General features: G+C 70.2%; 25 protein-coding genes. 11 read left to right on the top strand and 14 right to left on the bottom strand.

Annotated elements, in window-relative coordinates:
- The 4 genes from BM424_RS15720 to BM424_RS15705 form a co-directional block, all read right to left on the bottom strand.
- The coding region (locus BM424_RS15720) for a transposase (RefSeq protein WP_139274076.1) at nucleotides 1–126 on the bottom strand (126 nt) is incomplete at its 3' end.
- Between the two features lie 623 nt (nucleotides 127–749).
- A complete protein-coding gene (locus tag BM424_RS15715; RefSeq protein ID WP_093418162.1) occupies nucleotides 750–2,336 on the bottom strand; it encodes a flavin-containing monooxygenase in 1,587 nt (528 codons plus the stop codon).
- A complete protein-coding gene (locus BM424_RS15710; protein ID WP_093418160.1) occupies nucleotides 2,333–3,283 on the bottom strand; it encodes an alpha/beta hydrolase in 951 nt (316 codons plus the stop codon). Before BM424_RS15710 ends, BM424_RS15715 begins: the two co-directional genes overlap by 4 nt.
- Before the next feature lie 42 nt (nucleotides 3,284–3,325).
- On the bottom strand, nucleotides 3,326–4,504 hold the full coding sequence (locus tag BM424_RS15705) for an LLM class flavin-dependent oxidoreductase (RefSeq protein WP_093418157.1): 1,179 nt from the start codon (nucleotides 4,502–4,504) through the stop codon (nucleotides 3,326–3,328).
- Between the two features lie 135 nt (nucleotides 4,505–4,639).
- Between BM424_RS15705 and BM424_RS15700 the strand changes: the two genes are divergently transcribed.
- From BM424_RS15700 to BM424_RS15695, 3 genes are all read left to right on the top strand, one after another.
- Entirely contained in the window at nucleotides 4,640–5,434 is a 795-nt protein-coding gene (locus BM424_RS15700) for a thioesterase family protein (protein WP_093418155.1), read from the top strand.
- An 85-nt stretch (nucleotides 5,435–5,519) separates the two neighbouring features.
- On the top strand, nucleotides 5,520–5,720 hold the full coding sequence (locus BM424_RS28860) for a Scr1 family TA system antitoxin-like transcriptional regulator (RefSeq protein ID WP_342742623.1): 201 nt from the start codon (nucleotides 5,520–5,522) through the stop codon (nucleotides 5,718–5,720).
- Between the two features lie 3 nt (nucleotides 5,721–5,723).
- The gene (locus BM424_RS15695; protein WP_093418152.1) at nucleotides 5,724–5,927 is read left to right on the top strand and encodes a DUF397 domain-containing protein; all 204 of its coding nucleotides are present in this window, start codon (nucleotides 5,724–5,726) and stop codon (nucleotides 5,925–5,927) included.
- Between the two features lie 61 nt (nucleotides 5,928–5,988).
- Here BM424_RS15695 and BM424_RS28855 read toward each other — a convergent pair whose 3' ends face one another.
- The 6 genes from BM424_RS28855 to BM424_RS15670 all read right to left on the bottom strand — a co-directional run bounded on the left by BM424_RS28855 (nucleotide 5,989) and on the right by BM424_RS15670 (nucleotide 12,090).
- The gene (locus tag BM424_RS28855) at nucleotides 5,989–6,153 is read right to left on the bottom strand and encodes a hypothetical protein (protein WP_175548083.1); all 165 of its coding nucleotides are present in this window, start codon (nucleotides 6,151–6,153) and stop codon (nucleotides 5,989–5,991) included.
- Between the two features lie 370 nt (nucleotides 6,154–6,523).
- Nucleotides 6,524–8,113 carry an L-lactate permease gene (locus BM424_RS15690; RefSeq protein ID WP_093418150.1) on the bottom strand — a complete coding sequence of 530 codons (1,590 nt, stop codon included), beginning with the start codon at nucleotides 8,111–8,113 and terminating at the stop codon, nucleotides 6,524–6,526.
- A gap of 130 nt (nucleotides 8,114–8,243) precedes the next feature.
- Complete coding sequence (locus BM424_RS15685; protein WP_139274075.1) at nucleotides 8,244–8,834, bottom strand: hypothetical protein; 591 nt, start codon at nucleotides 8,832–8,834, stop codon at nucleotides 8,244–8,246.
- A 79-nt stretch (nucleotides 8,835–8,913) separates the two neighbouring features.
- The gene (locus tag BM424_RS15680) at nucleotides 8,914–9,663 is read right to left on the bottom strand and encodes a GntR family transcriptional regulator (RefSeq protein ID WP_093418145.1); all 750 of its coding nucleotides are present in this window, start codon (nucleotides 9,661–9,663) and stop codon (nucleotides 8,914–8,916) included.
- A 64-nt stretch (nucleotides 9,664–9,727) separates the two neighbouring features.
- Nucleotides 9,728–10,885, bottom strand: coding sequence for an acyl-CoA dehydrogenase family protein (locus tag BM424_RS15675; protein WP_093418142.1), 1,158 nt, complete (start codon nucleotides 10,883–10,885; stop codon nucleotides 9,728–9,730).
- A complete protein-coding gene (locus BM424_RS15670) occupies nucleotides 10,882–12,090 on the bottom strand; it encodes an MmgE/PrpD family protein (RefSeq protein ID WP_093418140.1) in 1,209 nt (402 codons plus the stop codon). The genes BM424_RS15675 and BM424_RS15670 overlap by 4 nt, the downstream gene beginning before the upstream one ends.
- 364 nt (nucleotides 12,091–12,454) lie before the next feature.
- On the opposite strand from BM424_RS15670, the gene BM424_RS15665 reads away from it, so the two are divergent.
- From BM424_RS15665 to fabG, 5 genes are all read left to right on the top strand, one after another.
- On the top strand, nucleotides 12,455–13,570 hold the full coding sequence (locus tag BM424_RS15665) for an NDMA-dependent alcohol dehydrogenase (protein ID WP_093418137.1): 1,116 nt from the start codon (nucleotides 12,455–12,457) through the stop codon (nucleotides 13,568–13,570).
- Nucleotides 13,571–13,582: 12 nt separating this feature from the next.
- A complete protein-coding gene (locus BM424_RS15660) occupies nucleotides 13,583–14,401 on the top strand; it encodes an N-acyl homoserine lactonase family protein (protein ID WP_093418134.1) in 819 nt (272 codons plus the stop codon).
- Nucleotides 14,402–14,456: 55 nt separating this feature from the next.
- Entirely contained in the window at nucleotides 14,457–14,885 is a 429-nt protein-coding gene (locus BM424_RS15655) for a zinc ribbon domain-containing protein (protein ID WP_093418132.1), read from the top strand.
- An 84-nt stretch (nucleotides 14,886–14,969) separates the two neighbouring features.
- On the top strand, nucleotides 14,970–16,139 hold the full coding sequence (locus tag BM424_RS15650) for an acyl-CoA dehydrogenase family protein (protein ID WP_175548112.1): 1,170 nt from the start codon (nucleotides 14,970–14,972) through the stop codon (nucleotides 16,137–16,139).
- Nucleotides 16,136–16,891 carry a 3-oxoacyl-ACP reductase FabG gene (gene fabG, locus BM424_RS15645; RefSeq protein ID WP_217649719.1) on the top strand — a complete coding sequence of 252 codons (756 nt, stop codon included), beginning with the start codon at nucleotides 16,136–16,138 and terminating at the stop codon, nucleotides 16,889–16,891. The genes BM424_RS15650 and fabG overlap by 4 nt, the downstream gene beginning before the upstream one ends.
- A 68-nt stretch (nucleotides 16,892–16,959) precedes the next feature.
- Here the strand turns inward: fabG and BM424_RS15640 are convergent, their stop codons facing one another.
- Nucleotides 16,960–18,018 carry an NsdA family TPR-like regulatory protein gene (locus tag BM424_RS15640; protein WP_245775873.1) on the bottom strand — a complete coding sequence of 353 codons (1,059 nt, stop codon included), beginning with the start codon at nucleotides 18,016–18,018 and terminating at the stop codon, nucleotides 16,960–16,962.
- Between the two features lie 101 nt (nucleotides 18,019–18,119).
- Between BM424_RS15640 and BM424_RS15635 the strand changes: the two genes are divergently transcribed.
- Entirely contained in the window at nucleotides 18,120–18,308 is a 189-nt protein-coding gene (locus tag BM424_RS15635; RefSeq protein WP_093418125.1) for a hypothetical protein, read from the top strand.
- Entirely contained in the window at nucleotides 18,305–18,502 is a 198-nt protein-coding gene (locus BM424_RS15630; protein ID WP_093418122.1) for a hypothetical protein, read from the top strand. The genes BM424_RS15635 and BM424_RS15630 overlap by 4 nt, the downstream gene beginning before the upstream one ends.
- 135 nt (nucleotides 18,503–18,637) lie before the next feature.
- Here BM424_RS15630 and BM424_RS15625 read toward each other — a convergent pair whose 3' ends face one another.
- Nucleotides 18,638–19,441: a LuxR C-terminal-related transcriptional regulator gene (locus tag BM424_RS15625; protein ID WP_093418120.1), complete on the bottom strand. Its 804-nt coding sequence runs from the start codon at nucleotides 19,439–19,441 to the stop codon at nucleotides 18,638–18,640.
- Nucleotides 19,442–19,581: 140 nt separating this feature from the next.
- Between BM424_RS15625 and BM424_RS15620 the strand changes: the two genes are divergently transcribed.
- Nucleotides 19,582–21,273, top strand: coding sequence for an AMP-binding protein (locus tag BM424_RS15620; protein ID WP_093418117.1), 1,692 nt, complete (start codon nucleotides 19,582–19,584; stop codon nucleotides 21,271–21,273).
- 96 nt (nucleotides 21,274–21,369) lie between these two features.
- On the opposite strand, the gene BM424_RS15615 is transcribed toward BM424_RS15620, so the two are convergent.
- Together BM424_RS15615 and BM424_RS15610 are read right to left on the bottom strand one after the other, a co-directional pair.
- Complete coding sequence (locus BM424_RS15615; protein WP_175548111.1) at nucleotides 21,370–22,347, bottom strand: glutathione S-transferase family protein; 978 nt, start codon at nucleotides 22,345–22,347, stop codon at nucleotides 21,370–21,372.
- 41 nt (nucleotides 22,348–22,388) lie between these two features.
- Nucleotides 22,389–25,565: a carboxyl transferase domain-containing protein gene (locus BM424_RS15610; RefSeq protein WP_217649718.1), complete on the bottom strand. Its 3,177-nt coding sequence runs from the start codon at nucleotides 25,563–25,565 to the stop codon at nucleotides 22,389–22,391.
- Nucleotides 25,566–25,606: the final 41 nt, after the last annotated feature.

Below are 25,606 nucleotides of genomic sequence, written 5' to 3'. Positions count from 1 at the left end.
GACCACGTACAGGATCGCGTCAACGATCTCGCGGCGGCAGTGTTTGGTTCGACGTCCGCCTCGACCGGCCAGCCATCCTGGCGTCGGTAGCAGCGGCTCAATGACCGCCCACTGCGCCTCGCTCATGTCCGAGGGATAGCGACGTGACCTGCGTGAAGGGCGATGCGAGGTGGCCAGCAGGCAGCATTGCCCACCCCGCGCGTGAACCAGCGACGCATTCGGGCACGATGACACCTCGGGACTCCTCGGTAGAGCGGATGACTAGGCATCAACCGATCTACCAGGAGTCCCTTCTCATGCCCGCACCCACCCACCACCCAAGATCAAGTTCAGGAACAGGCTCTCACGAATCACGAAAAAGCGCCTCGATCTGGTGAGTTCACCAGCATTCTCCAGACCTACAGGGAGATCGCCAGCGAACGCCTGGTGATTCTTGGATGCGCAGGAGTCGGCAAAGCGGTCCTCGCGCACCGCCTCATGTGCGACATCCTCCGCGAGCTCGAACCCCGCGACGAGGCACCCCCACCGGCCCGATTCCCGTTCGTTTCAGGCTCAACGACTGGAATCCCGCGCAAGCGAAGCTACGGGACCAGGTCTGCCACGACAAGATCCGGCCACACCTCGCCCACCATCACAAGACCGGCTAGGCCGCGCCTCGTCAAATACCGCAGGTTTCGACCGGTCAAAAACTGCGGTATTTGACCGGTCAAAAACCCCGGTTTTCGTCTTGAGTGGCTCGATCGGGTGGATCAGGTGAGTTCGAAGCCGTGGTAGTGGGAGATGGCGATGCCGTCGCAGTACTGCTTGTAGGTGCCGACGCCGCCGGCGAAGGGCATGAAGATGCGCTTCTTGCCGGGGATGTTGGCGCCCATGTACCAGGAGGCCGCCCGGGGCATGAGGGTGAGGTCGGCGACGTCGTTGGTGGTGGTGACCCAGTTGTCCTCGGCCGCCTGGTCGGGTTCCATGCGCTCCAGGCCGTGCTCGCGCAGGTGTTGCAGGGCGTCGGTGATCCAGTCCACGTGGTACTCGATCGAGGTCATCATGTTCGACAGCACCGACGGGCTCTGCGGACCGGTGATGGTGAACAGGTTCGGGAACCCCGCCGACATCAACCCGAGGTAGGTGCGCGGACCGGCCGCCCACTTCTCGCGCAGCGTCGTCCCACCGCTGCGGATGTCGATGGCGTTGAGGGCGCCGGTCATGGCGTCGAATCCGGTGGCGAACACGATGACGTCCACCTCGTGCTCGGTGTCGCCGGCGACGATGCCGCGCTCGGTGATCCGCCGGATCGGTTCCTCGTTGATGTCCACGAGGGACACGGTGTCCCGGTTGAACGTCTCGAAGTAGCCGGTGTCGACGCACATCCGCTTCGTCCCGACCGGGTAGGTCGTGGGGCTGAGCTTGGCGGCGGTGACCGGGTCGTCGACCTTCGCCCGGATCCGGGCGCGCACGTACTCGCTGGCGGCCTCGTTGGCCTCGGCGTCGCGCAGCAGGTCCTGGAAGGTCTGGGTGTAGCACAATCCGCCTTCCAGCCAACGCCTTTCGAATTCCCGCTCGGCGGTCTCGGGATCGGTCTCGACGTACCAGCCGGCTTCTTCGTCACCGCACTGGCGGCCGGTCTTGGCCAGCCGGCTCAGCTCGCGGAACTCCGGGTAGTGCTCGCGCACCTCGCGCAGCCGTTCCCGGGCCGGTCCGTTGTGGGCCGGGATCGCGTACGACGGGGTGCGCTGGAACACCACCAGGCTCGCCACGACCGGCGCGATCGCGGTGATCGTCTGCAGCCCGGACGACCCGGTCCCGATGACGGCGACGCGCTTGCCGGACAGGTCCGCACCCTCGTGCGGCCAGCTCGACGTCCAGTACTGCTCGCCGCGGAAGTCCTCCCGTCCCGGGAACTCCGGTTTCGACGGCACCGACAGGCATCCGGTCGCCGCGATCACGAACCGCGCGGTGCTCGTCGTCCCGTCGTCGGTGGTCACCGTCCACCGGTTCGCCTCGTCGTCCCAGTCCAGCGCCTCGACCCGGGTGTTGAACGCGATGTCGCCGCGCAGGTCGTGGCGGTCGGCGACGTGCTGGGCGTAGGCGAGGATCTCCGGCTGGGCGGCGTAGATCTCGGTCCAGTCCCACTGCTGCTCCAGCTCCGGGTCGAACGAGTAGGAGTACTCGATCGACTCGATGTCGCAGCGCGCACCCGGGTAGCGGTTCCAGTACCAGGTCCCGCCGACGTCTCCCCCGGCCTCGACGCCGCGGACGTCGAAACCCGCCCGGCGCAACCGGTGCAGCTGGTACAGGCCCGCGAACCCGGCCCCGATGACGATCGCGTCGTGATCGGTCATGCCGACTCCTCCCCGAAGCGCGCGACGAATTCGTTGACGTGCTTGGCGACCAGCTCCAGCCCGGTCTCGGCGCCGGGCAGGATGTTGACCATCTGGAAGTAGCCGTGCATCTGCCCCTCGGCCTCCTCCAGCGCCACCGGGACCCCGGCGGCGCGCAGCGCTTCGGCGTAGGCGACGCCCTCGTCGTGCAGCGGGTCGAGCTCGGCGACGTAGACCAGCGCCGGTGGCAGTCCCTCGTGCGTCCCGGCGCGCAGCGGGGAGGCGTCCGGCCGCCGCCGCGCGCTCTCGTCGGGCAGGTAGTGACCCCAGAACCACAGCATCGAGTCCCTGCGCAGCATCAGCTGGTTCTCGGGCACGTGGTAGGACGGGCGGTCGAGGTCGCAGTCGGTCACCGGGTACACCAGCACCTGGTAGTCGATGCGCGGCCACGCCTTCTCCCGGGCGCGCAGGGTCATCACCGCGGCGATGTTGCCGCCCGCGCTGTCCCCGGCCACGATCAGCGGGGCGCCGGGTGGCGCGAGCTCGTCGGCGTGCTCGGCCGCCCAGGCCAGTCCGGTGAAGCTGTCGTCGATCGCGGCCGGGAAGGGGTGTTCCGGCGCCTTGCGGTAGTTGACGAGCACGACGGTGGAGTTCGTCAGGTTCGTCAGCTTCCGCGCGAGGTGGTCGTACTGCAGGTCGATGTCACCGATCACCCACCCGCCGCCGTGGAAGTAGATGAGCACGGCCTGCGGCTCACCCTCGGGCCGCAGCACGCGCACCCGGAACGAACCGCCGTCGCCGTCGAGCTTGAGGTTGCGCACCGACCCGACTTCCGGGCCGGGACCGCTGACCCCGGACAGGATCGGCCCGCTCATCCGGGCCACGGCCGGGGTCGACTCGTGCATCGGGGGGTCGCCGGATTCGGCGAGTTCGGCGAGGAAGGCTTGGGAGGCGGGTTCCAACGACATCGCGCGTTCTCCTTCGAACCTCGATCACGTCGGTGCGTCCGGTCAGCTGTCGGCGACTTCCTTGGCGTACTTCTCCGTCATGTGGTCGACCGCCGCGAGCTGCTGCTGGGCGTGCCCGCTGCGGGTGTCGCGGGCGCGCTGCTTGGCGCGCACGGTCGATTCGTGGTGGCTGATGCCCGGGCCCTGGAAGTGCGGCATGACGTCCTGGGCGATGAGCTCGTAGGAGCGCCGGGTGGCTTCGGGATTGGCCCACTCGTGCGCGAGCAGCAGCATCGCCCCGAACCCGCCGGACTGGTCGGCGAGCCGCTGCACCTGCGCGCGGGCGTCCTCGGGGGTGCCGATGGCACCGATGCCGGCCTCGTTGATGAAGTCGATCATCTCCCGGATGTTGGTGCCGTCCACTGCCATCTGCGGGAACGCCGCCACCTTCTGGAAGTAGGTGAACCACTGCTCGATGCCGTACTCGACGTCCTTGTAGGCCTGCTCGCGGGTTTCGGCGATGTGCATCAGGCCGACCAGCCGCCACCCGGATCGGTCCGGCGCGGGCTGGCCGAAGTGGGCGGCGCGTTCCTCGACCACGTTCCAGTGGTGGGCGAGCGCGTCGAAGCCCTCCTGGGTGAGCGTGGCTCCGATGGACAGCAGCCCGGTGCCGTGCCGCCCGGCCAGGCGCGGGCCGGTGGGCGAGGCGACGGCCGCGACGGCGATGTCGAAGCGGGGTTCGGTGTAGGGCCGCAGCTGCAGCTGGGCGTCGACGAGCTTGTGCGTCGGGGTCTGCTCGGTGACGGTCTCACCGGCCAACAGCCGCATGATGATGTCGAAGTTGATGTCGAGCAGTTCCCGCGTGTCGGTCGGGTTGAGCCCGATCATCGCCGAGTCGGTGGGCAGCGATCCCGGCCCCACGCCGAGCATCGAGCGACCCCTGGTCAGGTGATCGAGCATCACCATCCGGTCGGCCACCCACAGCGGGTTGTGGTAGCTGATCGAGGTCACGCCGGTGCCGAACTTGAGGTGGCGGGTGCGTTCGGCTGCGGCGGCGATGAAGATCTCCGGCGAGGCGATGATCTCGCTGCCCGCCGAGTGGTGCTCGCCGATCCAGGCCTCGTCGAAGCCGACGTGGTCGAGGTGCTCCATCAGCTTCAGGTCGCGCTGCATCGCCAGCGTCGGGTTCTGTCCCGCTGGGTGGAAGGGTGCGAGGAAGACCCCGAAGCGCATTCTGCTCATGACCGACTCCTTCGTCAGCGATCAACCCGACCTGCGTAATCCAGGTCACATCATCGGTTGTTCCAACGCAAGACGTCCGCCCGCGCGGATTCGCGCAGCATTCCGGAACTCGTCCGGACAGGTATTGTTCCGCGCATGCGTTCATTCGCCGAGGCAACGGCACTGTCCGAGCTCCGCGCGGGCGTTCACACCGCCGCGCTGGACAGCGAGTGGTCGATCGGGAAGAACCCGCACGGCGGCTACATGATGGCGCTGCTGACCAAGGCCGCGCTGCGGACCGCGCAGCGGTCGCACCCGCTGGCCGTCAGCGCCCACTTCCTGCGCTCGCCCGACGCCGGGGAGGTCGAGCTGCACACCGAACGGGTCAAGCGCGGGCGCCTGTTCAGCACCGCCCACGCCCGCCTGGTCCAGAACGGCAAGGTCTGCATCGAGGCCACCGTGACCGCCGGCGAGATCTCCGACGCCGCGCACCAGTGGGAAGCCGCGCAGCAACCCCCGATCAAACCGATCGACGAGTGCCCCGACCACCGGATGCCCACCGACGGCGGACTCCTCGGCCACCTCAACCTGCGCCTCGACCCGCACTCCACCGCGTTCCTGCGCGGCGAGACCGACGACGGCGAGGTGCGGGGCTGGATGGAGCTCACCGACGGCACCGACTTCGACCCGCTGACGCTCATCGTCGCCGTCGACATGCTGCCGCCGACGGTGTTCGGCCTCGGCCAGAGCGGCTGGTGCCCGACCGTCGAGCTCACCTACCAGCTGCGCGCCCTCCCGGCCCCCGGCCCGGTCGCGGGCTACACCCGCTGCGACGCGCTCAGCGCCGACGGCTGGTTCAACGAGGACGCCGCCGTCTACGACTCCCGAGGCCGCCTCGTCGCCCAGAGCCGCCAGCTCGCCCTCTCCGGCACGGCGCTGAAGAACCGCTGACTACTCCCCCGGCCGCCCGGACAGCACTCGCACGCACTCCAGGCACGACGGCGCCAGTATCCAGTCCATTTCGGACGGTTGAGCCATCGCAGGGCTGAGCTGCCCGTTCACGTTGCTCTGGATCGAGAAGGCGCGCACGACGATCGCCTACGTCGAAACCATCACGGGCGCGGACTACATCAAGTCCGTGGGCGCATATACCCTGGCGTTCGATCAAGCCGAAAACGATTCAGTCTCGCCGGACGACTCGCGAAAGCTGATCGAAAACTACCTGGGTAAGGACTAGTACGTGAGCAACCCGACCAACTCCCCGGCGTGGCGGAAGTCCAGTCGCAGCGGTGGCGCGCAGCAGTGCGTCGAGGTGGCCACCAACGTGCCCGGCTCGGCCTTCATCCGGGATTCGAAGCTGGGCGAGGACTCGCCCGTCTTACGCACGTCGCCGAAGAGCTTCGCGGCGTTCCTGGACGCGATCAAGGACGACCGCCTCAGCTGAGCCCCGACACGACGACGGCCCGCGATCGGATTCCGATCGCGGGCCGTCATGCGTCAGCGCCTCAGTCCTCATCGTCGGGCTTGGCGTGGTTCGGGACGCCGGGGTTCGGGTCCCGGGAGAGGTCGATCAGCGGGTCCACGCCGGCACCCTCGGGCCGGGCGTGGTTCGGGACGCCCGGGTTCGGGTCGCGCGAGAGATCGATCTCCGGGCGTTCGTTGTCGGACATGCATTCCCCCTGGTGGCCGGGAAGGCGCTCGCGGCGCCGGTTCTCACCGCCCCAGGATGCACGTTCCCGCCCAGCGGAGGTCAACCAGGTCCCGCGCTCACCGGCCCGGCACCCCTCGCGGACATCGCCTCACGGGCCGGACAGCGGTGATCACCCCATCGAGCGATGGTTTTTCGCTCGTGTTTTCGATTCCCGCCGTGCACAATGGGGAACATGCGTTCGACACCGCTGACCACCGCCAACCGCCCACTCATCCGGGAGGTGATCCCACGACCACGCACCGCAGACACCGATCTCTGAACCGCCAACGACATCCACGGCCCCGCGAGGGCTTGCTGCTTGACAACTTCAGAGTGGGAAAACCGGCCCGCTACGGCACCATCCAGGCGAGGACCGGCAGGGACTGCAGGTAAGCGAGCGCGCACATCGCCACCAGGAACACGACGCTCCACGGCAGGACCCGCCGGAAGATGTCGCCCTCCTTGCCGGACATGCCGACCGCACCCGCCGCGATGGCGAGGTTCTGCGGCGAGATCATCTTGCCGAGCACCCCGCCGGAACCGTTGGAGGCCGCGGCCAGGACCGGGTCGATGCCGACCTTGTTCGCGGCGGCGACCTGCAGCGCGCCGAACAGCGAGTTGGACGAGGTGTCCGAGCCGGTCACCGCGGTGCCCAGCCAACCCAGGATCGGGGCGATGAGGGCGAAGATCCCGCCCGCGCCCGCCATCCAGTTGCCCAGGGTGGCGGTCTGGCCGGAGGCGTTCATGACGTAGGCGATGGCCAGCACCGACATCACCGTGACGATCGGCCACTTCAACTGGACGTAGGTGCCCAGGTAGCGGTCGAGCGCGTCGCGGCCGCTGATGCGGATGGCGGCGATGCTCAGCAGTCCGGCGATCAGCAGCAGGCTGCCGGCGCTGGTGAGCCAGTTGAACTTGAACTCGGTGAGCGACAGCTCCTCGCCCGCCGCGTTGGCCACGTGCAGGCCCGGCCAGTTGAACTTCACCGTCACCGCGTCCAGCAAGTCGCTGACCGGGCCGATCTGCGCCACCACGAACACCGCGATGATGATCAGGTACGGGGCGTAGGCGCGGGCGATCACAGCACGGGAGTCGGCCTGCGCAGCGGCCTCGGACTCGGCGGCGCCCTGCGGGGTCCACACCTTGAGCAGCAGCACGGTCGCACCCGCGGCGACCAGCGATGCCACGATGTCAGCCAGCGGCACCGAGATGTAGTTCGCGGCGACGAACTGGGCCAGACCGAACGTGATGCCGCAGGTCAGAGTCGCGGGCAGGGTCTCGCGAACGCCCTTGAGGCCGTCGATGATGCCCACCAGCACGATCGGGACCACCACCGCCAGGATCGGGGTCTGGCGGCCCGTCATCGCGCCCAGCTCGGACAGCGGCAGGTCGGTGACGCTGGCCAGCGTCACCAGCGGCGAGGCCAGGGCGCCGAAGGCGACCGGGGCGGTGTTGGCGACCAGGGCGACGACCGCCGAGGTGATCGGCGAGAAGCCCAGCGCCAGCAGCATCACCGTGGTGATGGCGACCGGGGTGCCGAAGCCCGCGAGGGCTTCCAGCAGCGCGCCGAAGCAGAAGGCGATGATCACCGCCTGGATCCGGCGGTCACCGCTGACGCGGGAGAAGGTCCGCTGCAGGACGTCGAAATGCCCTGTCGTGACGGTCATGTTGTAGACCCAGATCGCGTTGATCACGATCCACAGGATCGGGAAGAACCCGAACGCCGCACCCAGCGTCGCCGACAGCAGCGCAGGGCCGACCGGCATCGGGTAGACCAGCACCGCGATCGCCAGCGAGACGACCAGGGCGATCAGCGAGGCCTTCCACGCCGCCATCCGGACCAGGCCCAGCAGGAGGAACAGCACCAGCAGCGGCAACGCGGCGGCCAGCGCACTCCATCCCAACGAGCCGAACAGCGGATCCAGGACCTGTTCGTACACAGCCACTCCCTCGGGGCATCGAACCGTTCCGGCGCAACATAACGGCCCGTTCACCCGAGTCGAGTCACACGACTACAACAAAACCCGGCGGATCCATCGTCCGTTTCGGCCCGCTCTGGGAGTGCTGGACTCAGAGCTTCTGCTGCAGGCCGTGACGGACCCGATGCCCGAGGCGCTCACCGATCTGCCGGGTGAAGTCGTCCGAGAGCTCGGGCCAGTTCCAGAACGTGAGCCCGACCCGGCCGAGAGCCAGAGCACCGTAGCCCCAACGCCAGTCGTTGAGGTGCGAGCTCTGCCCGCAGACGCGACACCCGACCTCGGCCGCACCGCCCTCGTCCCACCGCTGCGCTGCCGCGATCAGTGCGCGGATCTGCGGATCGTCCTCGTACTCCAGCGACTCCATGTCGAAATCGCCGAACACGCGGTCGCAGCGCGGGCACTCCGCTGGACCCGGCTCCCCTTGGCCCGGGTAGAACACCGTCCGGCCGACGTGGATCTCGACACCGTCCATGCCCGCCGGGTCGGCGTCGACCTCCCCGTCCTCCAGCGCGCGGGTGAAGTGGGAACCCGGCCGGTGTCCGGGAGTGCTGATGGCGCAGGGCGTTTCCTCCGGCACGATGATGCCCAGGTCGACGAGCCATCGCTTGAGCTTCTCGGCGGTCTCCGCCTCCTCGCTCTCACCGACCTCGACGTCAGCGATCCACTGGAAATGATCTCCCATGACCGGCGACACTACCGCCTGCCGCTCGTCGACCACCCGTGATGATCGAACCTGCCGGGGGAATAGGGGTTGGTTCGGGTCAGTGGGTGCTGCGGCGGAGCTTGACGCGGTAGGAGTACTGCTCGGGCAGGAAGTGGTTGATGGCCAGCTCGACCGGGTGCTGGTCGGTGGTCAGGTAGATGCGGTCCACGCGCAGCAGCGGATCGCCGATGGTGCAGCCCAGCGCGTCGGCCAGGGGTTTCTCCGCAGCGGCGGCGGTGATGCTCTGCTCGGCTTCGGCGATGGGGTTGGACAGCCGGGTGTCGAGCAGGCCGATGATGGTGGCGTCGCTGACCGCGCCCTTCTCGGTCAGCTCCGGCACGTCGGCGAGCACGGCGGCTGCGGCGGGGTGCAGGTGAACCGCGGTGTGGCAGAAGGCTTCTCCGTCGTGGGTGCGCCGGAACACCACGGTGTGCACGGCGTCGCTGTCGAGCCGGAGCCTGCTGGCGGCGTCGACGTCGACGCGGCGCCGCAACGGCCGCAGCACCTCCAGCTGGGTGTCCAGCGACAGGCCCATCAGGTCCTCGATGGACCCGAACTGGCGCAGGTACTGGCCGTCGCGGGGCGCGGCGAACGTGCCGCGCCCGGGCACCCGGTAGACCATGCCCTCGGCCACCAGGTCGTGGAAGGCGCGGCGCACGGTCTGCCTGCTGACCCGGTGCTCGGCGGCGAGCTCGGCCTCGGTGGGCAGCCGCGTGCCGTCGACGTAGCGGCGCTGCAGGATCGCCTCGCGCAGTTCGCGGGCGAGAACCTTGTACGCCGCTTCGCCGGTCTGGTCCTTGCTGCTCATCGCACCTCGCCGCACCCGTGGGATCACGGGCGATTGTGTCACCTGACGGCCCGTGGCGTCCGGATCACGCGTCGAGGCCGCCGCGGGCGATCAGCTGGGAGCTGATGACGTTGCGCTGGATCTCGTTGGTGCCCTCGCCGACGATCATCAGCGGCGCGTCCCGGAAGTAGCGCTCCACGTCGAACTCGGTGGAGTACCCGTAGCCGCCGTGCACCCGCACGGCGTTGAGCGCGATCTCCATCGCCGCCTCGGAGGCGAACAGCTTGGCCATGCCCGCTTCCATGTCGCAGCGCTCGCCGCTGTCGTAGCGCTCGGCGGCGTGCAGCACCAGCTGCCGGGCCGCGGTGTACTGGGTGGCCATGTCGGCGAGGTGGTTGCCGACGGACTGGTGCTTCCAGATCGGTTTGCCGAAGCTCTCGCGTTCCTGCGCGTAGCGCAGCGCGTCGTCGAGCGCGGCGCGCGCCACCCCGAGCGCGCGCGAGGCGACCTGGATGCGGCCGATCTCCAGGCCTTTCATCATCTGCGCGAACCCGCGCCCCTCCTCGCCGCCGAGCAGCGCGTCCGCCGGGGCCCGGTGGTCGGTGAACGACAGCTCGCAGCTCTCCACGCCCTTGTAGCCGAGCTTGGGCAGGTCGCGCGAGACGGTCAGGCCGGGGCCGTGCTCGACGAGGATGATGCTGATGCCCTTGTGCCGGGGTTCGGCGGCGGGATCGGTCTTGCACAGCAGGGCGATGAGCTGCGAGCGGCGGGCGTTGGTGATCCAGGTCTTGGATCCGTTGATCACGTAGTGGTCGCCGTCGCGGCGAGCGCTGGTGGTCAGCGCCTGCAGGTCGGAGCCGCCGCCGGGTTCGGTCAGTGCCATGGTCGCGCGGATCTCGCCGGTGGCCATCTTCGGCAGGTAGCGCTGCTTCTGCTCCTCGGTGCCGAAGGTGTGGAGGAGCTTGGAGACCACGGTGTGCCCGCCCATCGCCCCGGCCAGGCTCATCCAGCCGCGCGCCAGCTGTTCGGTGACCTGCGCGTAGCAGGGCGCCGACACCGCGACCTCGCCGTAGGGCTCGGGGATGGCCAGGCCGAAGATGCCGAGCCGCTTCATCTGCTCGATGAGCACCTCGGGGTAGTCGTTGGCGTGCTCCAGGTCCCGGGCGACCGGGCGCACGTCGCGGTCGACGAAGTCGCGGACGGTGTCGACGATCGCCTGCTCTTCTTCGCTGAGGGAGCTCACGCGGTTTCCTTCTTCTCGGTTCCGGGGAAGTGTTCGGCCAGCAGTGCCGACGCGCTCGTCCAGTCCACTTCGGACAGCAGTGCTTCAGCTCCGCAATCGGCGATCTTGGCGGCCAGGTCCGCCTCCGACGGTGGACGCCCGGGCGATCCCGGAGGCAGTTCCAGGGAGGCCTCGCGGCTCGTGCCGTCGCGCAGCCGGAGGCCGATCTCGACGCGGCCGTCGAGGAGCCAGTCACCGCCCGGGGTTTCGTCCACGGTCACCTGGCGCACGAGCCGCTGCGCCTCTGGCCTGGTCACGGCCTCGTCGGTGAAGCTCCCGAAACCGGGGTGCGGGTCCAGCAGGGCCGCCGCCACGGCGTACTCCATGCTGAACTTGCCCTGCAACCCGGTGTTCGGCCGGTGGTGGATGAGCGGCTGCACGGTCCCGGCGGGCGTGCGCACCCGGATCTCCTCCACGGCCGCGGCCTCGACGTCGGCGAGCTGTTCGCGCAGCGCGCTGATCGGGCGTTGCAGCGCGTAGCAGCAGGGGAACATCTTGATCGCCAGCCCACCCGGCACCGCCGGGCCGGTGACATCAACCCGGTCCGGGTCCCCTCCGACCAGCCGCAACCAGGCGTCCAGCGCCGTCGGGTCGGCGGTCGCGCCGGCGGCGGCCAGCCGGGCCGCGCGCACGCCCGCCTCGGCGGCGAAGCCGACCTGCAGCGATTTGCCGGAGGTGCCGAAGGCCCGCTGCACTCCCCCGGCGGCCGGAACGGCCAGCGCCATCGCCGTGGCCAACCGCTCGGCCGGCAGCCCGAGCACGATCCCGGCGCACACCGCGGCGGCCGGGGCGCCCGCCGTGCAGGTGGCGTGCCAGCCGCTGCTGTAGTGCGACCAGCCCAGCGCCACCCCGATCCGCGCCATCACGCCCGCCCCGGCCAGGTAGGCCCGGGCGTCGCCACCGGCCGCCAAAGTCGCAGGCACGCACACCACGCTGATGTGGGTGGTCGATTCCATGTGCAGGTCGTCGAAGTCCAGCACGTGCCCGACGGCGGCCCAGCGCGCCGCGTCCGGCAGCTCGGCGGAGAGCCGCACCAGCTCGTCGTCGCGGGCGGCCAGGGTGACGGCGAGGGTGTCCAGCAGCGACCGCCGCGCCAGCGCGAGGTCGTCGGGGTCCGGGTCGAGTTCGTGCGCCCACCGCGCCAGCGTCTCAGCGGTCGAGTCCATCCGCGCTCCCGATCGTGCGCAGCGCAGGCCGCGCGGGACGGCTTCCGGGCTCACCGAGCGCGGAAGAATGTACGGCCAATCGTGCGAGCCCGAACAACTCCTGTCAACGCCGAGCACGCGGGCCGAACTGCGTTGGCACAACTCGCTTTCGCGCTGCTACCTTGACACCCGACCAGGCCGGAGTGAAACTGACCGAGTTTTGGCCGTACATATCCGGGCGCGATCTCCGGTGTGCGTGCTTCGCTGAGCCGTCCAGCCGTCGATCCCGCCCGCCCAGCCGGTCTTCCCGGCGGGCCCGCGTGCGGGGCTGGACCCCGGATTCCTCCATCAGAGCTCGTTCCCTCCCGATCCGCAGAGGTGGCCGATGAAGTCCCGTGCTGCAGTCCTGGAAGAAGGAAGCAAAGAGTTCGAGATCGTCGAACTCGACGTCGACGAACCGCGCGTCGGCGAGGTGCAGATCAAGTTCACCGCCTCCGGGCTGTGCCACTCCGACCTGCACCTCACCGACGGCGTCTACGGCGATTCGCCGCGCTATCCGATCGTGGGCGGCCACGAGGGGGCCGGGATCATCGAGGCGGTCGGTCCCGGCGTGACCCACGTCGAGCCGGGCGATCACGTGGTGTGCAGCTTCATGCCGAGCTGCGGGGTGTGCCGCTACTGCGCCTCCGGGCATTCCAACCTGTGCAACCTCGGCGCGAACATCCTCAAGGGCCACATGCCCGACGGCACCTTCCGCTTCCACCGCGACGGCCGCGACCTGGGCGGGATGTGCATGCTCGGCACGTTCTCCGAGCGCGCCACGATCCCGGCCCGCTCCGCGGTGAAGGTCGACCCGTGGCTGCCGCTGGAGGTGGCGGTGCTGGCGGGCTGCGGCGTGCCGACCGGCTGGGGTTCGGCGGTCAACGCCGGTGGGGTGAAAGCCGGTGACACGGCGGTGATCTACGGCTCCGGCGGGGTCGGGATCAACTCCGTCCAGGGCGCGGCGTACGCGGGGGCCAAGTACGTGGTGGTCGTGGATCCGGTGGAGTTCAAGCGCACGACCGCGCTCGAACTGGGTGCGACCCACGTCTTCGCCGACGCCGACGAGGCCGCGGCCAAGGTCAACGAGCTGACCTGGGGCGAGGGCGCCGATCAGGCGATCCTGACGGTCGGGGTGATGGACGAGGTCGTGGTGCGGCAGGCGTTCGACATCGTCGGCAAGGGCGGCACGATCGTGGTCGTCGGGCAGGCCAACCCGGAGAACCTGACGATCCAGCTGCCGAGCGCGATGTTCACCCGCAACGAGAAGGTGATCCGGGGCGCGCAGTTCGGCTCGTGCAACCCGCAGTACGACATCGTCAAGCTGCTGCGGCTGTGGAACACCGGGCGGCTCAAGCTCGACGAGCTCATCACCAAGAACTACACCCTCGACAAGGTCAACGAGGGCTACGAGGACCTCAAGGCGGGCAAGCTCATCCGAGGCGTGATCGTGCACGAGTGAGGGAGGTTCGGCATGTCCGACAACGACAAGATCAAGGTCACCATCATCCCGACCGGAACGATGCACGCCGACCTGACGTGGCTGCTCATCGACCCGTCCCGGATGGCCAGCCAGGCCCAACCGTCCAAGCAGCGCGACTGGGTGCCGGTGCCCACCCACGTCGTCTACCTGGAGCACCCCAACGGGCAGAAGCTGATGTGGGACGCGGGCGTGCCGCGCGATTGGGAGGACCGCTGGGGCCCGACGGGCCTCGACCAGTTCTTCCCGGTGGACACCGTGCCCGAGGAGGAGTGGCTGGACTCCCGCCTCAAGCAGCTGAAGCTGGAACCCAACGACATCGACTACCTGGTCCTGTCGCACCTGCACATGGACCACGCGGCCAACGCGAAGTTCTGGCAGAGCGCGGGAACCAGGATCCTCGTCGACGAGCGGGAGAAGGAGGGCGCCTTCTCCTTCGACGGCTACAACAAGGGCGCCCACATCAAGTCCGACTACGACGGCCTGGAGCTCGACACGGTCCGCGGCGACACCGAGCTGCTGCCAGGCGTGACGCTGCTGAGCACGCCCGGCCACACCTGGGGCACGATGAGCCTGCAGGTCGACCTCGCCGACAGCGGAACGATGATCTTCGCCTCGGATGCCTTGTACCGCAAGGAGTCCTACGGCCCACCGGCGATCGGCGCAGGCATCGTCTACGACTCGGTGGCCTGGCTGGAGTCGGCCGAGAAGATCCGCGGCATCCAGGAGCGCACGAACGCCCAGGTGATCTACGGGCACGACCCGGAGCAGATCACCCAGCTCCGCACCGGACCCGGCAACTACTACACCTGACCCACCGTCCCGGCCGGTCCCGCGCGGGGCCGGCCGGTCTCCCGGAGGAGCAGCCATGCCGATGTACGACTACACCTGCACCTGCGGCACCACGTTCGAGCGCCGGGTCCCGTCGTGGTCCTCCCCCGCACCGCCCTGCCCGGACTGCGGCGCCGCGACCCGCCGCCGCCCGCCGTCCCCGGCGATGCACGGCCGAGCGGCCCCGCCCCCGGCGATGTCGGCGGCCCCGAAGTCCTGGGAAGGCCTCAACAACGGCGACCGGGACACGATCACCCACTGGCGCCGCGCGGCCGAAGCCCGCCGCGACTTCGAGTCCCGCCACCCGGAGCACCACACCCGCAAAGAGGCCATCGCGGCCCACGAAGGCCACTTCGAACGCAACCCCCTCACCTACCGAGAACTCGCCACCAGAGCCGCCACCACAGGCGACGCCAACAAAGCAGCCCACGAAGCCACCCAAGCCCGCAAAACCGGCGAACGATGACAAGCCCTCGGCGACCCGGCGCAGCCAGGACGCGTCCCGGGTTCTGCGTGGACTCCGGTTGATCCGTGAGCGACGGTGGTGGGTATGAGCACCGAAGTTCCCGATGATGTCTTCCGCGACGTCCTGGCGCAGGTCTCCGACTTCGTGCGCACCCGCGTGCTGCCGCGCGAGACCGAGATCATGAACACCGACGCGGTCCCCGCCGATCTGCGGGCGCAAGCAGCCGAGATGGGGCTGTTCGGCTACGCCATCCCCCAGGAGTGGGGCGGTCTGGGCCTGAACCTGGTGCAGGACGTGGAGCTGGCGATGCAGCTCGGCTACACCTCCCTGGCGCTGCGGTCGATGTTCGGCACCAACAACGGCATCGCGGGCCAGGTCCTGGTCGGTTTCGGCACCGACGAGCAGAAGGCCCGCTGGCTGCCGCGCATCGCCTCCGGTGAGGTCGTCGCGTCGTTCGCGCTCACCGAGCCCGGCGCCGGTTCCAACCCGGCGGGGCTGCGCACCACCGCCACGGCCGACGGGGACGGCTGGGTCATCGACGGCGGCAAGCAGTTCATCACCAACGCCACCGACGCCGGGCTGTTCGTGGTCTTCGCCCGGATGCGACCGGCCCCGGAATCCGGCAACGGCATCGCCGTGTTCCTGGTGCCGGGTGACACGCCCGGTATCGAGGTCAGCGCCCACGACGCGAAGATGGGCCAGGAGGGCTCGCGGACCGCGTCGGTGACGTTCTCACAGGTCCGGGTGGGACCGGAGTCGCTGGTGGGCTCCGACGGGGACGTCGGCTACCGCGCGGCCATGACCTCGTTGGCGCGGGGCCGCATCCACATCGCCGGGCTGGCCGTCGGGTGCGCGCAGCGGGCCCTGGACGAGTCGGTGTCCTACGCCGCCACCGCCACCCAGGGCGGGACCGCGATCGGCGACTTCCAGCTGGTGCAGGCCATGATCGCCGACCAGCAGACCGGGGTGATGGCCGGGCGAGCGCTCGCCCGCGACGCCGCCGTCAAGTACCTCACCGGCGAGGACCGCCGCATCGCCCCGTCGGCGGCGAAGCTCTACTGCACCGAGATGGCCGGAAAGGCCGCCGACCTGGCCGTGCAGATCCACGGCGGCACCGGCTACATGCGCGACGTCCCCGTCGAGCGGCTCTACCGCGACGTCCGCCTGCTGCGGCTCTACGAGGGCACCAGCGAGATCCAGCGCCTCATCATCGGCGGAGGCCTGGTCCGAGCCGAGAAGAAGCGCACGTCATGACCACTTCTGCGGAGGGGAACTCCATGCTGTCCGGACGCACCGCCGTCATCACCGGAGCCGCCCAGGGCATCGGGCTGGCCATCGCCCGCAGGTTCGCCTCGCACGGGGCTCGCGTCGTCATCGGCGACCTCGCCGAGGACACCGCCCACGACGCCGCCGAAACCCTGCCCACCGAGGCGTTCGGGATCCGCTGCGACGTCACCTCCGGCGAGGACGTGACTCGCCTGCTCGACGCCGCCACCAACCGCTTCGGCTCCCTCGACATCATGGTCAACAACGCCGGCATCACCCGCGACGCCACCATGCGCAAGATGACCGAGGACCAGTTCGACGAGGTCATCCGGGTGCACCTGCGCGGCTGCTGGAACGGCACCAGCCAGGCCGCGGGCATCATGCGTGAAACCGGCGGTGGTTCGATCATCAACATGTCGTCGATCTCCGGCAAGGTCGGTATGGTCGGCCAGACCAACTACTCGGCCGCCAAGGCGGGCATCGTCGGCCTCACCAAGGCCGCCGCCAAGGAGGTCGCGTTCAAGAACGTGCGGGTCAACGCCATCCAACCCGGCTTCATCGACACCCCGATGACCGAGGTCATGCCCGACCACGTCAAGGCCCAGAAGCTCGCCGAGATCCCGATGGGCCGCACCGGCACGACCGACGAAGTCGCCGACGTCGCCACCTTCCTCGCCAGCGACATGTCCAGCTACATGACGGGCACGGTCCTCGAAGTCACCGGAGGACGCCACATCTGACCTCCTTGTGTGGGCGCAGTTTTCATGAAAACTGCGCCCACCCACGAAAACATGTCGAGGAGGCTCGTTCACGCCTCGGCGAGGGTTCGGCGGCGGACGGCCCATTCCGAATTCGCCCACTCCACGGGCATTTCCGCCAGGCAAGCGCGGGCTGCTTCTCGTGCTGCCGCGCGGTCGCCGAGCGCGTCGAGCACGAAAGCGCGCTGCCCCAGGAAGAAGGCGGCGGTGTACCAGTAACCGGAGCTGGGCAGTTCCTCCTGCGGTGGGAGTTGGTCGATCAGACCGTCGGCTCGGGAAAGTGCGCGGGCGGCCTCACTCCGTTCACCGGAGCGGGCGAGGATCTCCGCGCGTTGGAAGCGGAGGTAGATCGACAGGCCACCGCCGACCCGGTCGTCTCTGGAGGCCGCCTCGGACAGCGCGGACGCTGCGGTCAGGTCGTCCTGCCGCATCGCCCGGTACGCCTGGAAGCTCAACGCGGTCGCCAACCGGTGCGCGTCGTCGGCTTCCAGAGCCAGCACCGCAGCTCGATCCAGGTGCGTCCTCGACGCGTCCCATCGCTGCATCGGGATGCTCAGCCATCCCTGGTACTGGTGGAGTTCGGAGAGCAGACCCACCGCACGACGACGCAAACCGGCCCGCGCACACCGAGCCATCCGCTCGGCGAGATCGGTCTGCGCTCTCACCGACGGCAGCACATCAGCGGCCGAGGTCTCGTCCTCCAAGCGCCGCACCGAGGCCAGCACCCCGGCCACGGCGTCCAGACCCGCGTCATCGACCCGCGCCGGATTCGTGGTGATCCCGATGAGGCGGTCGGTCTCCGCCCGGGTCATGACGCCTTCCGGATCGATCGCCGACGCGTTCGGCGGATCGGCGAAGCCGAGGTCGACGTCCGAACCCCCGAGAACCGATCGCAGCGCCGCGCGGTAGTCGCGGCCGGGACGCCGGACCGCGCCGCGCTCGAGCCGCGCCACGTAGTGCCCGTCGAGCGCTCCGGCTCGACCGGTGTGCTCGGCGAGCCACGCGTTCACGGCATCGGCGAGTTCCTGACGGGACAGTCCGGATCCCGGCACGCGAGGCGACGGCGTGCCCTCCCGGGCCTCGCGCAGGCGGTCGTTTCGTCCGTGCACCCGCTCAGACTCGCACCTCCCGCGTCCGTGCCCCAAGCTGCCCCGAGATGCCCCACCCGGATGCCCTACGCCGTGGCCGAGAGACGACCGACATCAGCGGCATGAACGACCTGGAGATGATCACGCGCCGCTGGCTTCCGGCACCGACCTTGCGAGACCTGGACGTGCATCTGGCCGCGTCGGGCACCACCACCGCCGTGTGCGGGACCCCGATCATGTGGGCTGCTCCCGGGCACCCCAGCACCCTGCGCCCCCGGTGCGACGACTGCGTCCGCAAGAGCCGCCGATGACGCCCGAACGCCGACTCGCCGTGCTCGTCCGCAAGACCCAGTGGCTCCTCGACGACATCGCCCACCGGCTCGCGGGACACCGCTGCACCCGAGCCGAGCGGGACTCCGCAGCCGAGGTCTTCGAAGAACTCGCGGCAGCGCTGCGCCAACAACAACTCCCGGGTGAGGTCGTCGACGGGGCGCGATCGGAGTGAGTGGTGGGTGGCGCAGTTTTCATGAAAACTTCGCGACCCACAGCACAACCGCAGCGTCATTCGTTCCGGGGTCGGTGGTTCGTGCGGGTGTTCGGGGTGGTCGTCAGAGGACAGTTTTAGTGATAACTACCCCGGTTACAGGAGGCCGGCTTTGCGGGCTTGGTGGACTGCTGCTGTGCGGTTGCGGACTCCGAGCTTGCGGGTGGCGTTGCGGAGGTAGGTCTTGACCGTCTCGGGGCTGAGGCCGAGGCGGGCGGCGATCTCGACGTTGGAGGCGCCGATGTCCACCAGGCGCAGGGCTTCGAGCTCGCGGGGCGCCAACGCGACCGCCGGGACCGGGGCATCGCCGCCGAGCCGGTGGTGGATGCGGGTGAGGCGGGCGCGGAGCCCGTCGTCGCCGGTTTCGGCGATGACCGCGGCGAGCTCGGCCAGGGGATCGTCCGCTGAATCCGGGTCCGGTACGTCCGGTTCCGGGCGCAGGCGGTCCTCGACGTCGCGGGCGAGCTGGGCCGCGGCGACCTCGGCGGTGCGCAGCGTGCGGTCGCCGACCGGGCGGTGATCGCGGGCCGCTCCGTAGAGGACTCCCCGGACCGACTCGCCGATCGTGATCGGCAGCGCGAACACCGACGTAAGCCGCTCCTGGCTGACCACGATCGGGTCATACTCGTGGGTGATGTCGGCGGTGCGGGCGTAGTCATCGACCCGGTGCGCGGCGCGGTCGCGCAGCACGCGGCCGCCCAGGCCGGTGCCCGGCCCGACCTCCAGGCCCCGCAGACCCGACCCGAACGTGCCCCGGAGCCGACCGATGACCAGGCGTTCCGGCGTCGTCGACGTGCCGCCGCCGAACACCACCGGGATGCCGGTCGAGCGCGCCAGCCAGCTCAGCCGCTCCGGCAGCAACCGATCGATCCACTCGGCCACCGCGACGTCGTCGTCCATGCGCCCTCCCCGCCGGTGCACCAAGCTGGAATACCCGGTGAGCACCCGATCTCGCTACCCCCATGAGTGGGTAGTGTCCGACCCGAACGTCGGTGCACCCTGCTCACCGACAGCGTCGTCGCACTCGAAGGGGAATCCGCATGGACGTCACCGGCGCCTACCGGGAAAGCCGCGACCAGCTCCTGGGGCTGCGCGGTGAGCACGCGCGGGCGGTCACCGAGTTCCGCTGGCCGGAGCTGGGCGACCGGTTCAACTGGGCGATCGACTGGTTCGACGCGATCGCGCGCGGCAACGACTCCCCCGCGCTGGTCATCGTCGAGGAGGACGGGTCCGAGCTGCGGCGCAGCTTCGCCGACATGGCCGCCGCCTCCGATCGCCTCGCCGCGTGGCTGTCCGACCGGGGCGTGCGCCGCGGCGACCCGGTGGTGCTCATGCTCGGCAACCAGGTCGAGCTGTGGGAGTCGATGCTGGCGATCATGAAGCTGGGCGCGGTCATCGTCCCGACCACGACCGCCGTCGGCCCCGCCGAGCTGACCGACCGGATCGCGCGCAGCGGCGCCGCGCACGTCATCGCCAACCCCGAGGACACCGGCAAGTTCGCGGAGGTTCCCGGCGACTACGGGCGGATCAGCGTCGGCCCGGCCGACGGGTGGGCCGACCTGCGCGAGGCCGCGTCGCTGCCGGCGTCGCCGGTGGACCACCCGGGCACGGCTCCGGGCGACCCGCTGCTGTACTACTTCACCTCCGGGACGACCTCGCGGCCCAAGCTCGTCGAGCACACCCAGATCTCCTACCCCGTCGGGCACCTGTCCACGATGTACTTCCTGGGGCTCAAGCCCGGCGACGTGCACCTCAACATCTCCTCGCCCGGTTGGGCCAAGCACGCCTGGTCGTGCTTCTTCGCGCCGTGGATCGCCGAGGCCACGATCTTGGTGGTCAACTACCGCCGCTTCGACCCGGCGATGCTGCTCGGGCGGCTGCGGGAGCAGGAGGTCACGACGTTCTGCGCGCCGCCGACGGTGTGGCGGATGCTCATCAACTCCGACCTCGGCGAGCGGCCCGGCACGCTGCGCGAGGTCATCGGGGCGGGCGAGCCGCTCAACCCGGAGGTCATCGACCAGGTCCAGCGCGCGTGGGGCCTGACGCTGCGCGACGGGTTCGGCCAGACCGAGACCAGCGCGCAGGTCGCCAACACGCCGGGCTCGGAGGTGCGGCCCGGTTCGATGGGCCGCGCGCTGCCGGGCGTGCCGGTGGTGCTGGTCGACCCGGCCACGGGTCGGCCGGTGGAGGGCACCGGTGAGGGCGAGATCTGCCTGGACCTCGCGCAGAACCCGCTGTCGCTGATGACCGGCTACCGCGACGACTCCGAGCGCAACGACGCGGCGATGGCCGACGGCTACTACCACACCGGGGACGTCGCCACGATCGACTCGGACGGCTACATCACCTACGTCGGCCGCACCGACGACGTGTTCAAGGCCAGCGACTACAAGATCAGCCCGTTCGAGCTGGAGTCGGTGCTCATCGAGCACCCGGCGGTCGCCGAGGCGGCCGTGGTCCCGGCACCGGACCCGGTGCGGCTCGCGGTGCCCAAGGCCTACATCGCGCTCGCCCCCGGGCACGAGGCCGACGAGACCACGGCGTTCGAGATCCTGCGCTACGCGCGCGAGCACCTCGCCCCGTACCAGCGGGTGCGGCGGGTGGAGTTCTTCGAGCTGCCGAAGACGATCTCGGGCAAGATCCGCCGGGTCGAGCTGCGCGCCCGCGAAGAGGACGAGGGCACCCAACCGACGGAGTGGCGCGACGACCAGTTCCCCGACCTCAAGGGCTGAGCCCTGGGCAGTGGGACGGTTTTAGCCATAATCACCCATGATCAATGTCCGTTTTGCCCGGACAATTTGGGCTAAAACCGTCCCGCTGCCGGTCCCTCACCCCAAGCCCGGAACCCGCTCGGACTCCGGTGGCGGCCCGGGTGGGGTGCCGTTGCCGAAGGGGCGGCCTCCCAGGCGGTCCCGGCCGTGGGGTTGCAGGAGGTCGGAGAGGTCCGGGCCGGCCGGGATGATGCCGCTCGGGTTGAGGTTGCGGTGCACCACGTAGTAGTGCTCCTTGATCTGCGGGAAGTGGATCGTGTCGCCGAAACCCGGTGTCTGGAACAGGTCTCGCGTGTAGTCCCGCAGCACCGGCATCTCGGTGAGCTTGTGCCGGTTGCACTTGAAGTGCCCGTGGTAGACGGCGTCGAAGCGGACCAGCGTCGGGAACAGGTGCACGTCGGCCTCGGTGATGGTGTCGCCGACGAGGTAGCGCTGCCCGGACAGCCGTTCGGCGAGCAGGTCCATCGCCTCGAACAGCTCCGAGAAGGCCTTCTCGTGGGCGTCCTGGGACCCGGCGAACCCGGTCTTGTAGACGCCGTTGTTGACCCGGAACACCAGGTCGTCGACCTCGTCGATCTCGGCGCGCAGGTCCTCCGGGTACAGCTCGGGCGCACCGGGCCGGTGGTGCTCGCGCCACTCGGTGGAGAAGTCGAGGGTGATCTGCGGGAAGTCATTGGTGACGACCTGGCCGGTGGGGATGTCGACGATCGCCGGGACCGTGATCCCCTTGTCGTAGTCGGGGAAGCGCGCCAGGAACGCCTCCTGCAACCTCTCGATGCCCAGCACCGGGTCGCGCCCGCCCGGGTCGAGGTCGAAGCGCCAGCTGCGCTGGTCGTGGGTGGGCCCGGCGATGCCCATCGACAGCACGGGCTCCAGCCCGAGCAGCCGTCGCACGATCACCGCCCGGTTCGCCCACGGGCAGGCCCGCGCCACCACCAGCCGGTAGCGCCCGGGCTCCACCGGGTAGCCGTCCCGCCCGTCCGCGGTGATGCGGGTGTCGATGTAGTTCATGTCCCGTTTGAATTCACCGGCCATGCCCACGATCGTCCACCGCCGGTCCGGACGGCGCCACACTCTCAGGGGCGTGTCCCGAACGAGGGACGCCCGGTCAGCGAGGGCAGCACCCGGTAGGCGTCGCGCACCCAGTCGCACAGCAGCGGCCTGCTCTCGCGGGGATCGATGATGTCCTGCACGCCGAAGCGCTCGGCGGTGCGGAACGGCGAGGTCAGCTCGGCGAGCTCGCGGGCGATCCGCTCCACCTCGGCGGCCGGGTCGGCCGATGCGGAGATCTGCGCCCGGAAGGCGGCTTCGACACCGCCCTGGGTGGGCAGCGAGCCCCAGTCGCCGGACGGCCACGCCCAGCTGCGCGACGCGCGGTGCCGGTTGATGATCCCCGCCCCGCCGACGCCGTACACGCGACGCACGATGATCTCGGCCTGCGGGACCCGCGCCTGGTAGACGGCGGTCAGGGCGCGGGCGCCGTGCCGGATGGTGGCCCGCCGCTCGGCCTCGCCGCCGATGCTCATGCCCGCCTGGTCGGTGAGGCTGACCAGCGGCAGGTGGAACGTCTCGCACAGGTCCACCAGCCGGGTGATGGCCAACGCGCCTTCGACCGACATCGTCGCCCCGGCCGCGGGGTCGGCGGCGATGACGCCGACCGGGTGACCGTCGAGCCGGGCGAGGGCGGTGCGCGTGCCGTCGCCGTACTCGGCGTAGCGGAACACCGATCCCGCGTCGAAGATCGCCTCCAGCACCGGTTCGATCGCGTACGGCCGTCGCGGGTTGCGCGGTACCGCCGACAGCAGCGACTCCTCGCGGCGTTCGGGAGGGTCGGCCGGTTCGGCCACCGGCGGGGTCTCGAACGCGCTGGTCGGCAGGTAGGACAGGAACCGCCGCACCACGTCGAACGCCTCGGTCTCGTCGGCCACCACGCGCTCGACGGTGCCGTTGCCGCGGTGCACCTCGACGCCGCCGAGCTGCTCCTTGGTCAGGTCCTCCCCCGTCGCGGCCCGCACCACCGGCGGGCCCGCGGTGAACAGCTGCCCGACGCCGGAGACCAGCACCGACAGGTGCGACATGACCAGCCGCGCCGCCCCGAGCCCGACCGTCGGCCCGAGGCAGGCCGCGACGACGGGCACGACGGAGAGGTTGTCGACGACCGCATCCCACCCGGGGTTGACCGGGACGTAGGTGTAGCCGGCGTCGCGGATCATCTTGACGCTGCCACCGCCGCTGGCGCCGTCGAGCAGCCGCACCACCGGCAGGCGGATCTCGTGGGCGTGCTGCTCGGCGAAGATCTGCTTGTCGTGCACGGCGCCGTCGCCGGAACCGCCGCGCACGGTGAAGTCGTCGACGCCGAGCACGACCTTGCGGCCGTCGATGCGCGCGGTGCCCGCGACGAAGTTGGCGGGCACCACGTGCCCGGTGGCGTCGGAGAAGCCGGTCAGCGCGCCGATCTCGCGGAAGCTGCCCGCGTCGGCGAGGGCGTCGATGCGCTCGCGGGCGGTCAGCCGCCCGGAATCGCGCTGGCGGCGCACCTTCTCGGCTCCGCCCATCTCCAGGGCGAGGGCGCGGCGCCGTTCGATCTCGGCGACCTCGGGCGCCCAGTCCTCCTCGACGGGTTCCGGAACCCGCGCCTCGTCGTGCTCGGACGGCGTGCCGCGCAGCAGCGTCGTCCCCTCCCCCACGACCTCGCCGGGCGCCACCAGCACCTGCTCGACGGTCAGCGCCGTCGCGGCGCGCACGACGTGCTCCATCTTCATTGCCTCGAGCACCACCACGGCGGTCCCGGCGGCGACGGTCGCGCCTGGCTCGGCCTCGACGGCGAGGACCGTTCCCGCCATCGGCGCCACCACCTCCTCAGATGCGGCGGCGGGTTCGTCCGGGGCGGGCAGCGAGGCCACGTACCGGTCCAGAAGGCTCGTGTCCCAGCGGTTTTCGGTGAACTCCGCGCTGCGGACGAGTCCGCGCAACAGGTCCAGGTTGCTGGGCACGCCCTCGATGCGGAACGCGTCCAGGGCCGCGCGGGTGCGGGCGGTGGCGGCGGTGAAGTCCTCGGCGTGGCAGATCACCTTGGCCACCAACGAGTCGTACTGCGGGCTGATGTTCTGCCCGGTGCGGCCGCAGGTGTCGACCCGCACGCCGGGCCCGGTCGGCGGGTCGAACGCGCTGATCGCACCGCTGCTCGGCCGCGCGAGGCCGTCGGCGCCGAGGGTTTCCAGGTTGACGCGGGACTGGATCGCCGTGCCGCGCGGTCGCGGCGGCTCGGTCAGCCCGAGCTCCTCGAGCGTCGCACCACCGGCCAGGCGCAGTTGCGCCTTGACCAGGTCGACACCGGTGATCTCCTCCGTCACCGTGTGCTCGACCTGCAACCTCGGGTTGGCCTCGATGAAGAAGAACTCCTCGCCGTCGACGAGGAACTCGACCGTGCCCGCGCCGCCGTAGTCGACGTCGCGGGTCAGCCGCAGCGCCGCCACCAGCAGTTCCTCCCGCATCGGCGGGGAGAGCCGGGGGCTCGGGGCGACCTCGACGAGCTTCTGGTGGCGACGCTGGATCGTGCAGTCCCGCTCCCCGCAGTGCTGCACCGCGCCGGTGCCGTCGCCGAGGACCTGCACCTCGATGTGCTGCGACGCCGCCAGCAGGCGTTCGACGTAGAGCTCGCCGCTGCCGAACGCCGTCGTGGCCTCCGACCGGCACCGCTCGAACGCCTCGGGCAGCTCGGCGGCCTCGCGCACCTCGCGCATGCCGCGTCCACCGCCGCCGGCCAGGGCTTTGAGCATGACCGGACCGTGCTCGGCGAAGAACTCCCGGGCCTGGTCGAGGGTGGTCGGGCCGTCTGTCCCCGGCAGCACCGGCACGCCCAGCGAGCGGGCGAGGGAGCGGGCGGCGGACTTGTCACCGAAGACGTCGAGGACTTCCGGCCGGGGCCCGACGAAGGTCAGCCCGGCCTTGGCGCAGCGACGCGCGAAACCCGCGTTCTCGCTGAGGAATCCGTACCCCGGGTGGATCATCACGCAGCCGGACGCGAGGGCCGCGGCGACGAGCGCCTCCCCATCGAGGTACGCGGCGACGCCGGTCCCGGGCAGCGGCACGGCCTCGTCGGCCGCGGCGACGTGGGCCGCGTCGGCGTCGTCGGCCGGGTGGACGGCGACCGAGCGCCACCCGAGCTCGGCGATCGCGCGCGCCACGCGCACCGCGATCTCACCGCGATTGGCCACCAGAACGCCGCTCATCCCGCCCCGTTCGTCGTCCACCACCGGCGCAAGCACGCTAACGACGCGTCACAGCGCTGACA

Source organism: Saccharopolyspora flava (assembly GCF_900116135.1).
Taxonomy (GTDB): domain Bacteria; phylum Actinomycetota; class Actinomycetes; order Mycobacteriales; family Pseudonocardiaceae; genus Saccharopolyspora; species Saccharopolyspora flava.
This window is presented reverse-complemented; position numbering and strand designations above follow the sequence as displayed.